Annotated in this window: 9 protein-coding genes; 1 reads left to right on the top strand and 8 read right to left on the bottom strand. The window is 42.1% G+C overall.

The window, feature by feature from the left end:
- Positions 1-26: 26 nt before the first annotated feature.
- The 3 genes from P2W73_RS20880 to P2W73_RS20870 form a co-directional block, all read right to left on the bottom strand.
- Positions 27-2381 (bottom strand): hypothetical protein, encoded by a 2355-nt coding sequence (locus P2W73_RS20880; RefSeq protein ID WP_276504046.1) that lies wholly within the window; start codon positions 2379-2381, stop codon positions 27-29.
- A 153-nt stretch (positions 2382-2534) separates the two neighbouring features.
- Entirely contained in the window at positions 2535-4277 is a 1743-nt protein-coding gene (locus P2W73_RS20875; protein WP_276504045.1) for a RagB/SusD family nutrient uptake outer membrane protein, read from the bottom strand.
- Positions 4278-4311: 34 nt separating this feature from the next.
- The gene (locus P2W73_RS20870; protein WP_276504044.1) at positions 4312-7434 is read right to left on the bottom strand and encodes a SusC/RagA family TonB-linked outer membrane protein; all 3123 of its coding nucleotides are present in this window, start codon (positions 7432-7434) and stop codon (positions 4312-4314) included.
- Between the two features lie 346 nt (positions 7435-7780).
- Between P2W73_RS20870 and P2W73_RS20865 the strand changes: the two genes are divergently transcribed.
- Positions 7781-8647, top strand: coding sequence for an AraC family transcriptional regulator (locus P2W73_RS20865; protein ID WP_276504043.1), 867 nt, complete (start codon positions 7781-7783; stop codon positions 8645-8647).
- A gap of 3 nt (positions 8648-8650) precedes the next feature.
- On the opposite strand, the gene P2W73_RS20860 is transcribed toward P2W73_RS20865, so the two are convergent.
- From P2W73_RS20860 to P2W73_RS20840, 5 genes are all read right to left on the bottom strand, one after another.
- Complete coding sequence (locus P2W73_RS20860; protein ID WP_276504042.1) at positions 8651-9091, bottom strand: L-rhamnose mutarotase; 441 nt, start codon at positions 9089-9091, stop codon at positions 8651-8653.
- A gap of 11 nt (positions 9092-9102) precedes the next feature.
- Positions 9103-10665, bottom strand: coding sequence for a sodium:solute symporter family transporter (locus tag P2W73_RS20855; RefSeq protein WP_276504041.1), 1563 nt, complete (start codon positions 10663-10665; stop codon positions 9103-9105).
- Between the two features lie 19 nt (positions 10666-10684).
- Complete coding sequence (locus P2W73_RS20850) at positions 10685-11857, bottom strand: enolase C-terminal domain-like protein (protein WP_276504040.1); 1173 nt, start codon at positions 11855-11857, stop codon at positions 10685-10687.
- The gene (locus P2W73_RS20845; RefSeq protein WP_276504039.1) at positions 11838-12761 is read right to left on the bottom strand and encodes an aldo/keto reductase; all 924 of its coding nucleotides are present in this window, start codon (positions 12759-12761) and stop codon (positions 11838-11840) included. The genes P2W73_RS20850 and P2W73_RS20845 overlap by 20 nt, the downstream gene beginning before the upstream one ends.
- A gap of 327 nt (positions 12762-13088) precedes the next feature.
- On the bottom strand, positions 13089-14936 hold the full coding sequence (locus P2W73_RS20840) for a RagB/SusD family nutrient uptake outer membrane protein (protein WP_276504038.1): 1848 nt from the start codon (positions 14934-14936) through the stop codon (positions 13089-13091).
- Positions 14937-14948: the final 12 nt, after the last annotated feature.

Below are 14948 nucleotides of genomic sequence, written 5' to 3'. Positions count from 1 at the left end.
GCTATAAAAAAATAATTGCTGCTGTCTTAGCCTAACGGGGTCACCTTACCATTTTTACTCACCAACAACTTAACGTTCCCGCCTGCCCTCACTGTTACTATCGGCCAGTTAAGAAAATTGTTATAACCCAATGGCTTTGCAGCGTGTGCACTTGTTTCAGCAAACACTGATACGCTGGCATCATGGATGGTTTCATTCTTCACCTGTATTACAATTCCTTTTGCATCTTGTCCGATGATGCTGGCGGTAACATGATCAAATACATACAACTTCTTTTTATCTGTCTGAAGATATATGCCTGGTAGTTCCAGCCCCATCAGCATACCATTGGTTTCTGTCCATGAGTTGCGGGTGTTGATATAGTTACCGATGCTTCCTTTACCTTCTGCATCGCTGGGCTGAATACGCTCCATGCTTGAGCCCACCAAATAATTTGTTGTAATGTGATGAGGTGGTACGTTCACTGCTTCTGCATGTGCATGTTGAATATCCCTGATCAAATCAGCATACAATGAATTACCGGTTGCACGGAACAACTTAAACAGGTAATCGCCAGAGGCAGTGCAAATACCCGGTGCCGCATGTTTGTTTTGAATACTTGCCCAAACAGCTCCGGCCATCTTGCTTTCCAATTTTCCAATTTGACTTTGTGATGGGAAAACTGGATCATAAGAGATTGTCCAGGTAGCACAAAGCGCCGCCTGCACTTCTGCTTTTTTCAACCAGCTTTTATCGCCCGTATAATAATAAAGTGCCGTGAGCGATTCCAAAAATCCAAACGCTGATTCGGAATTTGCATCCATCGAAATATCGCCACAATCACCACCGGTAAGTCCCTGTTTTACTACATCACGATTGTAATAAAAACTGGCGGAAGCTTTTGCTACGTTCATCCATTCTGGCTCGTTGAAATAAGCGGAGGCCATTGCCAATCCTCCAGGCGCAATGGCACCAGCTGTGGAATTATACACGGCTATTTCACCAGTTTCGGGTGCAATAAACTGTCCAAACTCGCCATCTCTTTTCCATGTTCTTGTAAAGGCCGCTGCAAGTTTACGGGCGGCGTCTTCCCATTCCGGTTTAATCATCTTTCCATAACCCTGCGCTTTAAATAACAACAGGTGTTTCATCAGCCACAGTAAAGCATCGCTGTTTTTACGCACCATAGCCTGTATGATCGGATAATCGGGGTGCATTTCTTCGGGACGCAGCTCACCATTGGCAGTAATGCCTCCATAGAAATAACCGCTTTTGCCCTGCAACTTGCTTACTACAAAATCCAGTTCAGCAGCAACACGGTTACGTTCTTTTTCATTATTGAGTGCAAGCATCGGGTATGTATTCATCATACCACTTACCCAGCCCAGCTGAAAGTCTTTATTATTCTCAGGCGTATAATAACTGCCTGCAGGAACCGTTACAAAATTGTTGCTGCAAATGGCAGTGGCCATCTCCAGTTGCTTGCTCATGGGAAGTTGATTGCGGGGATGATTAGGACCGGTAAACGATTTCCGCTCCTGCATGAATTTAGAAAGCAGATCAGGAATACTGTTGGCGGCAAAAACATATACTCTGAAACGAAGTGTAAGTTCATCACCGGCTTTCCAATCGGGTGCTTTATCACCGCTTGGATGAAAATCACCGAAGCCTGTTGCCAGTTTGCGCATGGATGGCGCCGTAATACTGAAACGGCAACTATCCTGTGCTACATTCTCAGCAATCGTTAATCCATGATTCCCCCATTTCGATTGCTGATCGGTGAGAACGATAAATCCGTTCTTTGCCGCTGGTGAATAAAAGCACATGGCTGGTGTTGCCGCGTTTGTTGTTTGCAATTCTATCAGCGATGCTTTTCCCTTTTCAATAGAAAGACGCGGATTGTTGGAAATGGTAAGCGGTACTTTCGGGTTATAATACATTTCTTTTGGATAAGGCGGATTGTATGATGTACCAATTGCATGATAACGGTTGCCATTATACACAATAGCAGGCACCAGCACATAATTATCCCGGCTCCAGTTGCTGAAATCAAAGGAAACAGCTACAGCCGTAGCAGGCGCTGACCCTTTTTCCAAAGTAAAACTCGCCGTAACATCTACTGCTTCGGGATGACCAGCTACTTTAGCCGTATGCAATTGCAACTGCCAGTCTTCACTGTTGCTTTGAAGTTTGTTTTGCTGAAATAATTGTTCGCCCACCCGGTTGGTACCAGAATACTGCTGTATACTCAGCGACATGCTCCCGCTTACTGATTTCAGCATTCGCTGTACCGCCATTTCATTACCAGGCTGGGCATGAAGATTGAGTTGCACAAGAAAACCGGCAGCCAAAAGCAGATAACATTTTCGAATAGATCCTTTCATTTGATTATTATGATTCACAAAAAAATTATTGTTGTTAAACACTAATAGCTTGCTTAACTAATTCCGGTGAGGAGCAATCATCGCATTGCCGTTGTCTGCTCACTTCACAACAGGTGAAGGGGCTGGAAAGCCCCCTCTTTCTAATTCAAACTAACTGCTGCTTATGAGAAACTATTTCAAAGGATCAAAATCGCCACCCCAATTATTGTTTTGTTTTAACAATGGATTTCGGTCTAAAATTGCTTTAGGAATTCCATAAATATAATACTGGTCTTTCACTGCTATATTAACGGGATCGGTCTCAATAACTGTAGAGGTAAATTTGTTCCACACCGTGTTTATATCATCCAGCGGAGCCACATTTGATTCACCCGGTTTCAGCAATACTGCTATACCGTGGCGCTGCGGTAAGCCGCGCATGTAATCAAACATTTTCCAGCGGCGCAAATCATTCCAGCGCTTATTTTCAAAACAAAACTCGACAAAGCGTTCTTTTTGATATACCGTCCTTAACTCTGCTGTAGAAGCTGCTGTAATTCCATAATCACCGCCTACACCAGGTAAAACGCCTGCCCGGGCCCGTATCTGCTTCAGCACATCTACTGCTTCTGCTGTTTTGCCCAGTTCGTTGGCGCATTCCCCATAATTCATTAATACTTCTGCATAACGGATTTCAATCCAATCCACAGCTCCATTATAAACTGTACCCTTATCTAAATTTTTATCAATAGCTTTTATCCTGTAAAAGCTTGAATTGGACCACAACGGATCGCTGGTTACCTGGTTATGTGCACCTTCAAGACCTGTAGCGCCATTGTAATTGCTTATAGATGTAAAATAGGTCCACAAATAGGTTTTATCATCCCGCATGCCCTTTAAATATTGGTTGGGAGCACCGTTATAATAAATATTTGCATAAAATCTGTCATCCCTGTTCCGGAATAAAGTATCATAACTTCTTGTTGCCGATTCCCAGGAAGAGCCGTCCTTCATCGGGAAAGCATTCACCAGTTCCAAAGAAGGGCGGTCGTAACCTACATCATCCTTTGACCAGTTTAAAGGCATTAAACCACCCTGGAAATAAGTAGCCTGGGGATAGTTAAACCGGCGAGCCATTACGACTTCCTTGTTTAACTCGTCGTCCCAAATTTTGTTGTAAGGTCCATACAAACCTTTGCCACGTGCAGCTAAAAATTCTTTTGCTTCTCTATTAGCATCGTAAGCTTTTTGCCAGGTAGCCACACCGTCCAGGCCGTTAAACAAAGGGCTTGCAAAAAACAATAATACCCTTCCTTTGAAAGCCATGGCTGCTCCCTTGTCAATTCTGCCCAGGTCACTATCTGTAAATGCATCAGGCAGCAAGGCAATCGCATCATCCAGGTCTTTTAAAATTTGCGTTACACATTCCGACGTTTTATTACGGGGCTTTTGTAATTGTGTTAAATCGGAAGTTGGTTCCTGTGCTTCTAATATCAGGGGCACACCGCCATAATCGCTCACCATACTGTGATAAGCCCAGGCTCTCCAAAATAATGCCTGTCCTTTTATTTTATCTTTATCGGCCTGGCTAAAAGTAGCGTTGTCAATATTGCCCAGCAAAATATTGATGGTGCGGATATTGTTATATTGCCCAAAATTATTCCTTGAATCAAAAGTCGCTGTACCCCTTAACCAAACATTCATTTGTTTTTGATAGGCCACCCCTTCATCGGTTCCATTTGCAGAACCACTTGGGTTCCCCGGCATCATACTGGCATAAATATTATTTAAATAAGCCCCGGCAATAGCTGCATTCGACCAGACTGCATCAGGAGTTACTGCTGCAAGATTCGTTTTATCAAGCACTTTGCTGCAACTCATTATCCCTAAAGGAGCGAAAAATATGAGTATCGCTATTTTAAAATTGTGTTTCATTTTCGTACTATTTAGTTTAAACTCCACTTATTTGTTAGAATCTTATATCAATCCCAATTGTATAGGTTTTCATGGTTGGATAACTCATAAATTGAGACAACTCGGGATCATAAAGCTTGAACTTCGACCGATAGAATAAATTCGTTCCGGCCACAAAAATTCTAGCGTCTTTCATTGATACTTTGCTTACTACTGATTCGGGTAACTTATAATTCAGATTCAGATATTTCATCCTCAAGAAACCTCCGTTATACACATTAAAAGTGGATGTCCAGGTATAACCATAAGAATGTGCATTCCCCCATGGATATATTTTGGGTGTAGAGCCATTGGGGTTATCAGTGCTCCACGAGTCAGCATGGTATTTGGGGACTTTACCGCCACCACCAAAGTTTCTGCCCCATGGGTCATTGTAGCTTACTTTATATCCTGCGAGGCCTGAAAGCAATGTTTCTAAACTAAACCCTTTATAGGATAATGAAATATTCAATCCGTAAGAAATCGGTGCATTGTCGGCTCCAAAATAGTTACCAAGCACAATTTGATCATAGCCGTTTACTAAATTATCAGGCTTGTTATCTGGTCCACTGATATCCGCAAATAACATATCGCCTAAAGCCGGTGCAACACCATTGATCAAAAAACCAGGCGGCAGCTTATTCAAATCATCCTGTGTACGTAATATACCCAAAGCCTTGTAGCCGGACCCATAGGCCAGTGTTTTTCCAATAGGATTGGCATAATCCTGGGCATTAGCAGCCACATCTCTTTTAACAGCTTTATTGGATGCGTAGCTAAATATTCCCTTTACCTCATAACTAAAACTTCTGCCAACTTTATTACTATAACCTAATTCTATCTCAATACCCCGTGAATTAACCTCACCATAATTTTCTGCGGGTAAGGCCCCTCCAAACTCAACAGGGATGGCCAAAATACGAGTACCTAATATATCATAGGTATGACGTTTCCAGTAATCAAAGGTGAACCTGATATTTTTAAAAGCAGTCAGATCCATTCCTATATCTAAAGAATTCGATTTTTCCCAGGTCAAATTACTGTTGGGAATACCGCCATAGGCCAACCGTGGCGCTGTAGTTCCTGAACTACCAAGATAATAGGTACTACCTTGGATATTATACTGCTCAAACCATCTCCATTTATCAAAAGGATCATCTCTATTGAGCACATCATTACCGGTTGTGGCATAGGATCCCCTCAGTTTCAGAAAATTAATTGAACCGCTTAGTTTGGATGCCTGGAAAAAATCTTCATTAGAGATCACCCACCCCGCCGAGACAGATGGGAACCATCCCCACCGTTGATTGGGTGCAAATCTTACAGACCCATCTCTGCGCACTGATGCTGAGAAAAGATATTTGGCATCATAATCATAATTGACTCTTCCAATATATGACAACCGCCCGTCCTCGTTTTCATTACCACCTGTTGACCAATCTGCATTATTGCCACTTGCAGCAAAAAACTGATCATTTGGAAATAATGGGAAGTTATACCTGTACATGGAAAAGAAATTATAGTCCATTTCATACTGCTCGTAAGCTGCCAGAACTCCAATTGTGTGTTTTCCAAATGTGCGGTCGTAATTAACCTGGGTATTTAATTGATATGCATTCCATTTTCTGTACTCATTTCCTATATACTCGGAACCGGGATCCCCGCTTTTCACCGGGCCAATAAGTTCATCTGTATAAATCAGGTTATTAGGTCCTGTTTTCTTAAAGTCGTACAGCAGTTGTTTTTTAGCAAAGGTTTTTATATAATTATTATCAAAGTTCTTACTATAGGATCCTTTCACACTTAAGCCTGGCACAAAGGGAATTTTATACTCGGCTGTGAGTAAAGCATCAACCTGCTGATTGTTATTGCGCCAATAACCACCATTTTTCATCATCTCTACGGGATTCCCCAACCAACCAGGGTTGTTTGGTTTACCATTTATATAGGGACTTGCAAAAACATCCCAATATAATAGTTTACCCCAAAGATTATTCAGGTCATCTGAACCATAATCATAGGTAAAATTGAAGCGGTTGCGTGTACCATAACTATTACTCAGGTTTAGTCCGAGCGTAAGGTTTTTCACCAAATTGGCCTCAACATTAGCCCGCAGGTTGTATTTTTTATACCATACCTGGGGTAAAAACCCATTCTCCTTAAAGTAGGAGCCACCAAGATAAATTTTAATTTTATCGGAGCCGCCAGAGGCACTTATGGCATGGCGCTGGCTTGTTGGATCAGTATAAGCAGCATCGTAATAGTTTTCTCCTTTTGGATTATTTTGCATCACCCAGTTAATCTCCTCATCGCTTAGCCCGCCGTTAACGGCTTTTGACAGGTTCAATCCATCTCTGACAGGCATATATTCAGGCAGCTTACCTGTATTCTGAGTATTGAATGTGCTATTATATTGTATAACAGGTCTTCCGCTTTTCCCTTTTTTTGTACTTACCAGGACAACCCCATTGGAGGAACGCGAACCATAAATAGCAGCGGAAGCCGCATCTTTTAATATCGAAATATCTTCAACTTCATTAGGATCTAAGGCATCAAAACTGGTTTTGTCCCGCACCACTCCGTCAATTACAAATATCGGGTCGGTACCGGCGTTACTAAATGAAGAGCGGGAACGAATTTTGATTTTTGAACCAATGCCAGGTGTACCTGTTTGTGAAGTGATAAATGTACCCGACAAACGGCCAGCCAATACATTTGACAAATTGGAAGTAGGAATAAGCTGTATGTCTTTTGCATTAATTGATGAAACAGCAGAGGTCATTTTAGTCCGCTTCTGCGCACCATAACCCACTACAATCACTTCATCCAGTTCCTTTTCATCGTCGTCTAACTGGATGCTCAATTGCTGGGTATTGGCTACCAACTCCATTTCTTTGTAGCCTACCATGGTAATTTTTAACCGGGCATTTAGCACGGTTGCGAGTTCAAAGTTTCCGCTTGCATCCGATGTGGTGGATTTGCCGTTTTTCTTTGCTTCGGTAATGGTTGCACCAGCAAGCGGCATGTTGTTTTTGTCTTTAAGAGACCCTCTCACAGTGACGGGCCCCTGGGCGTAACTGGCTGTTATGAGCATACAGTGTATGCCAATAAGCCATAGCAGTTGTTTGGCAAGTTTCATTCTATAACATTTTAGGAAATAAATCTCCGACTTGTTAAAGCCCTTAACAACCTATAATTTGACTGCTTGTGATGTTTTATTTGCAGGCAGCTACATCGCTCCAAAATTGTCTATATGTATATACGTACAAATGGGATACAGTTTTTACCCGCAAAGGAATGTCGTGAATGCTGATACTCAAATTTGTTTAAGTTTCAGCAGTTAAAAAATATATGCATCGTGTAAAAAAAATCAGAACCGCTGGTTAACAGATTGCGACAGGTGGATTACATCTCAGGTTTTGCGCATCCTGCATATACAAAGCTTTTTTGTAATTTTATTTGCTCCAAACAAACGCTGCCATACTATGCAATATATTTATGAAAACTTTACTTTCCCACCCGATCAATCCTTTACGGTCAGATCGGAATTCCTGGAATTAAAAAAATTTACGACGTTAAAATCGCATATCAATTATGAAATCGCATTGATTGAAAACTGCAGCGGGAAACGTTTTATTGGTGACCATATCCAGGACTTTGAAGGAACAGAACTTGTATTGCTTGGAAGCTACCTTCCTCATTGCTGGCAATATTATAAAACGATTGACCCGTTGATACAGCCACAAGCATTTGTTATTCATTTTTTCCCGGATTTTCTTGGCAAGGAATTGTTGGAAAAACCAGAAGCCATACAGTTAAACGAACTTCTTGCGGATGCGGCAAAGGGTATTCTGTTTACCGGTGCAACAATGAGGATGGCCAAAATGATAATGCAACAGATGCTGCATGAAACAGGATTGGGAAGAGCCGCCTTTATGTTACAACTATTGCATGTTCTTGCGCAGTCCGATACCAAACAAATACTCTCTTCTCCTTACTACAATGCGGTGGATAGTTCAAATGAAGCAAAAAAAATCAACAAGGTATTCGATCATATTTTTCAAAACTTCAAAAGGGATATTACGTTGCAGGAAGTATCGGGCATCATCCCAATGTCTCCCGCAGCATTCTGTCGTTTCTTTAAATCAAAAACCAACCGCACTCTTATTGAATTTGTAAAAGAGGTGCGCATTGGTCACGCAGCAAAATTATTATTGGAAGGCAATCATAATGTAACGGAAGCCTGTTACCATAGCGGGTATAACAACATCTCCAACTTTAACAAGCATTTCAAAGAAGTAAAAAAGTTATCACCCAGGGAGTTTTTAAAACAATACCAGGCGGAGGCCTGACATTTACTGGTTGCTAAAAGAATAAATTGGTTGGGCTTCTACCCATTTTACTCCTGGCTGGGTGCCTTCTACGCCAACCTGGTAATTATTCATGAGCCTGTTCCATTCTGCGCAACGCGGATCATACGATTCGGCCACCTTGCCCATCTCCTCCATATCTGCCCCTTCAGGAACCTGGATTGTCATCACGATCAGGCGATGAAACTGATACAACACAATCTTCCTGTAACCTGCTTTTTTGAAACCCTGTTCTACCTGGGGCCAAACCTGTTTGTGGTAAGTAAGATATTGTTGCAGGCTATCGGCATTTGGTACAATCTTCACAACAAAAACCTTTTCTACTATTTTCTCTTGTGTACTGGTTTGTTGCTGGTTCTTGCAACTTAAAAAAATGATTAGCACAGTGAACAAAAACAAGAGGGAAGCTGCCCTGAAATTTTTCATACCAAATTTTTTTAACTGAACAATATATACAGCAGGAACATGATTGCAGCAAGAATAGCCCAACCCAACCACACTGCACCCGCATTTTTAGCTCCCTGCTTTTGTGATTCAAAAGGAGATGGCAGCTCATATCCTGCCTGCTTCTTTGTAAATAAGGTTACTAATATGATAACGGCGGTTAAAAAAACAAAAAGGTAAACAGACAGCAGGAGAAAATGCGGCCAGAAACCTGTCGAGGGGTAATTCAGTATATGGCAAACCCCTACAACAAGACAAATTATTCCACCGCCATACAATACCGATTCGGCTGCAGTGCTGTTCACTCTTTTCCACATGATACCTGCAAGGAATACTACTGATAATGGTGGCGCCAGAATAGAAACTAAACCCTGGCTCAATTCAAAAAAACCTTTGCCTGAATTTGCATACAAATACGCTATTCCAACAGAAAGAACTGCGGCCACCAGAGTAAGCCATCTTCCCATCTTCCTGCTCGAATTTGCATCCATCGGACGGAATTTTGCCACTACATCCAATGTAAGAATAGTGCTGAAAGAATTGAGTCCCGATGAAACAGTATCAATCAATGCTGCAATTAAGGCAGCAATACATAACCCCTGCAAACCGGCCGGCATCAATTGCTGTACAAGCGTTATATACGCATTGTCTGGTTGAGCAATGTCTTTGAAAAGCACGTAACAAAATATACCTGGAAAAATAAAAATGAATGGCATCAGGATCTTCAGGAATGCAATAAACATTGCACCGCGCTGACCTTCCCGTAAATTTTTAGCGGCAAGCACTTTTTGTACGATCGTCTGATCGGTACACCAATAATAGATTGCAACAACAGGATAGCCGGTGAGAATGGCCACCCAGGAATATTCAGGATCTTCAGAGCTTCTGAACAACTTCCAGTAGTGTGCCGGTGTTGAACTAATAAGATTTGAAAGTCCTCCTATTTTCTTAAAAGCAAAATACGTGAGCAGTATTGATGACAGAATAATTATGACAGATTGAAAAACACCGGTTCGTACAACCGCCTTTAAACCGCCGATTGCTGTAAAACTACAGGCGATAAACGCCACAAGCACCACCGATGTTAAAAGGGGCCACCTGAATATCTGCGAAATAATTAATCCTCCGGCATACAATGCGCTGCCAAGCCAAACAAACAAAATGGAGAACAGACTGTAAATAACCAGGAAGTTAAACGATCGTTGCCCGAAACGGATTTGTAAGAACTGGGGCATTGTACTGATCTTAGTAGAAAGATAATGCGGCAAAAAAAACATGGCCAGCAGCAGCAGAAACACCCATGCTAACCATTCAAAATTACTGCCCACAACACCTTGAGAAAACCCAAGACTTGCAAAGCCAACGAGCATCATGGGCCCCGCATTGGCACTAAACAGGGAAAACCCAATCTGCCACCACTTCAATGATCTACCTCCCAGGAACATATCCTTGTTCTCTTTGGATTTGTTCTTACTCAAATAAAAACCGGTAACAAATAAAGTTACGAGGTAAGAAACCAATACCAGGTAATCGATAGTTCTAAGGGAAAAATTCACAGCAATCGTTATTGTTTTTTTACATGCTTACATTAGGAAGATATGCTTTCACATTTTCACGGTGCCAGGTTTGCGATCTTACCACTTTGTTCTGCCGGGTCCAATATTCCCAGTCAATACGTATCGGCAAACCATCAATTTCCGGCAGCAAAAATCTTCCCCTATCCAGTTTCGGACAGACTTCAAAATAGGTTTCCAATCCAACCATAATGGAATAGAGATATTCAACCTGGAAATGCTCAGGTGCAGATGCCATCAAAGAAGCAGTATAGAGCGAATAACCTCCCGATGAAAAATCAAGAGCAGCGTTATTGGCCATATCCCTCACATCCACCCACTCTTTCACACTACTCAAATGTGTGGGTACCGGCTGCAGGTGTTTCACGCCAATATTCAGCAGTGTTGGAAACATTTTAGCGGTACGCTCAGATTCGCCATACGATATTTTAACAGGCGACAGTTCACATAACTGTTCTATTTGTTCGTAATCTGCGGAATGCAGCGGTTCTTCAAACCATGCTATATTCTCACCGGCAACAAGGTCTAAAAATTTTAAGGCCTCATTTGTCTTCCATATCTGGTTGGCATCTACCGCCAGTCTTACCTCTTTTCCCAAAAGACTTCTTACAAACCTCACCCGCTCAACATCCTCGGTCATCTTTTTCCCAAAGTCTTTCCCTACTTTCATTTTATAGCAATCGATCCCCGCCTCCAGGAACACTTGGATTTCTTCCTCAAGATTTTTTAGTGTATAGTTGGTACCGCCTCCGCTCCCATATACCCTTACATCGTTACGTGTTGCTTTCAAATACTTATGCAAAGGCAATTTTGATCGCCTGGCGGCCAGGTCATGCAGTGCCAGATCAACCTGTCCCAATAAAGCCGATGCAGGCCCGCGAAACCCTTCATTCCTGATGGACCAATACAACTGCTGGTACAGCAAATGATAAGGAACAGTTTTATTATACAATAAAATTGGCAGCAGGCAGGTTTCCAGAATATTGGTATACGTACTATAAACCGGAGACTCTCCAATGTTGCCATCCTCATCCTCTAATGTAAGCACTGACAGTCCGAATGATTCAAATGGCCCCATCGTGGCATCCTGAAATGGTGTAACAACTTTTACTGGTTCAAGCACCCGTAAACTTACCCGTGAAATATTAAAGATTTCAGTATCGATGCAACTCATCAACTTTTGATTTACTTAATGTACAATTCCTGATTTCCTGAACCAAACTCCCAGGCAATGGACCTGCGTCCAGATCGCGCAATGTAGCTTCCAATTCCTTCCTGTTCGATGCTCCTATCACAATATTTAACGGCAAATCAAATGAAAACAGGAACCGGTGTGCCAAACTGGAAAGTGCAATGCTGTTTGTATCAGCAATACGTTTTACCTGCCTCGCAGCTTCAACATATTTCGTTGCCAGCCATTCCGGTTTTTCAGCAGTGAACTTTTCGTAATTGACACCAAGCAATCCCATATTCAAAGGACTGGCCACATAATAATCTATCTGATGCCTGTTACAATAAGGCAAATAGTCTTGCATAGCTTCTGTACAACAAGCGTTCAGCCTGTTAAATTCCATAAGGGCGTCGAAAGGAAATGGATCTAAAAGAGGAGCCATCCAATCGGGTAGGTTACCACCCAATCCTATTTTTTTTGTGTAACCGTTTTCTTTCAAATACAATAAACTTGCTAAGACCGAATGAAACTTTTCTTTCGGCAGGTGCAACGGATCATGCAGAAAAAGAGTATCCAGTTGTTCAATGCCCATTGTTAAAAGTGAGTTCTCTACACTCTTAATCATAGCCTGCCTATCGTAATTAAATACAGCCTGATCAGCCGCAAAACTCTTCATACGCCCCACTTTCGAATTAATTGCAGGCCTGGGGCCCTTCCACTCTTTTAAAGCCCGGCCAATATATATTTCAGCATTACCATATGCCGGCGCCGTATCAATCCTTGTTATACCGGATTCAAGTGCATGCAAAATAGTGAGTACGGATTCCTGGGGATCAACAGCTCCCCAAACACCGCCAATGGCGCTTGTACCTAATACAATTTTATTTAAGTTTATTGAAAACTCCACCGACACAAGGTCGTTAAAAAGTAGATCGCCCAACTATTCATAAGCAAGAATACCTTTTGCTTTTTTGACTAATTCTGATTCAATTTTGATTTACCGGGAAGTTATTTTTTGACTATTGATTAAAATACTCTTTTGCTTTTCGGTGTATCTCTTAATGATGTGCATTAGCCTGTATTAATTTCAATTTAAAATAAAAAGTCAGGTGGTAAAAACCACCTGACTGGCACTTGCAAAGTACCTTACTGCTTAATAAAAACTGCTGCAATGCTTATATGAGAAACGTTTATTTTATTCTTTGCCTTTTTCTTCGATTTTCACAACATTCGATTACTGATACCCGGGATTTTGTTTTATAGCGTCATGACTTCTTTTAATTTCATCCCGTGGAATGGGCAATAAGTAATAGTAATCGCCCTTCCATGGTTTTCTTACTTCTGCCTCGGCAATAACACCGTAGGTATAAGACAATTTACCTAACAGATCGCCCGCCTGGGCACCGGTCCAGTCCATTTTTACACTCGTTAATCCGCGGATAGGAATATCAATATTTCCGGGAGCGGCCTTCCAACGCATCAGGTCAAAGAATCGTTGGTCTTCCAGGTGCAATTCAATTGCTCTTTCGTTTCTATAGTCTCTTACCAGGTCGGCTCCTGTACTGGTAATATCCGGCATATTAACGGATGGTCTTCTTCTGACTTTATTGATATACTCACGGGCAAGCGGTTCATTGCCCAGGGCGATTTGAATTTCCGCATAGTTCAGATAAAATTCCGCTAATCTTAAAAAGGAAATAGCCTGGTTATAATCATAATCAAAACTTGCACGGGGTCCGCTAAAATCCAATAGCCTTCTGAATGTATAGCCCGTCTGAACTCTCCAATGAAAAGGCGTTAACCCCTTCACCCAATAAGTCTTTGAATCACGCCCAAAATCAAAAAGAGTCTGCCCGTTTTTGGGATCTGTCTTATTGGGGTTGATATAAGGCGCGGCATTATCCGGATTGGGGTTAGCATCTTCCCAATATTCATAGGTCCTTTCCGTACTTTTTGCACCATCACTGATAGTTAAAGGACCTGCGCCCGGATAAATAATACTACTGTAATACCTTGGATCCCTGTTTTTATTGGGCTGTTGCGGGTCATATCCTGATGCCGCATTCACGGTTACTCCATCCGCCTCATATGGATATTGTCCGTTCGTCAATTGAAACATGTTTATAAATGTCTGTGTGGGCATGAGGCGTTGCCTGGCATCAAAACCGCTTGGCCAATAATCGTAGTTAAAACCCCAGTCGGGTATCCGGGTACCGGCTGTATGGCTTTTACCGAGGATGATTTCATCAGTTTTCACAGGCCGCGTAAAGAGATCGTTATGCATAGGATGCAGCGTAAATCCTAAGTCAAAAACAGCTTTGGTGGCAACTTCTGCCGCCTGCCATTTGGCCTGGTCATTGGTGGGGTTATTCAGCGGGCTTGCCATATACAATAGTACCCTCGCTTTTAATGCGATGGCGGCTGCCTTGGTTATTTTGCCGGCGGCTGGAGTAACACTCTGCAATAGGCCAGTCGCTAATTCAAGTTCATCCAAAATAAATTTGGCGCATTCCGCATAAGTATTCCTGGGTACGTCAAAATTGCCATCATCCAATTTATAGCTGCTGGTGATAATGGGCACGCCGCCATAGGTTTTTATTAGTTCAAAATACATCCATGCCCGTAAAAAGTGCATTTCTCCTTTCATCGGGTCAAGCTTAGCAGCTTCGATAGGAGAATTGGCTATTTTTTCAAAGAATACGTTGGTTTTCCGGATGTACCCGTATTCATCATTCCAGATATTGGTAAGATCAGTAATGTTATCAGGAGAGATAGTTCCCTCAATATACTGGCGGATACCGGCAGATCTGTCATGGGTTTCGGGTTGAGACACGGCAACATCTGTTAATGCTTCGAACCCACCGGTGCCGGGACGCCATATCGGTTTCATGCCATTATATACATTGTAGACATAGTTTTGAAGAAAGGTAGCGTCGGAAAAAACGGCGTCATCGGTCAGGGAGTCCAATGGCTTTTTATCCAGCAAATCCCTGTTGCAGGAAATGCCAATGGCTGCCACGCCTGCTAACAGCAGGATATAAGTTTTCACGGCCTGTTTATTTAAAAATTTCAATGATTGCATAATTGTTAGTTT

It is taken from the genome of Terrimonas pollutisoli (assembly GCF_029360765.1).
GTDB classification, from domain to species: domain Bacteria; phylum Bacteroidota; class Bacteroidia; order Chitinophagales; family Chitinophagaceae; genus Terrimonas_B; species Terrimonas_B pollutisoli.
This window is presented reverse-complemented; position numbering and strand designations above follow the sequence as displayed.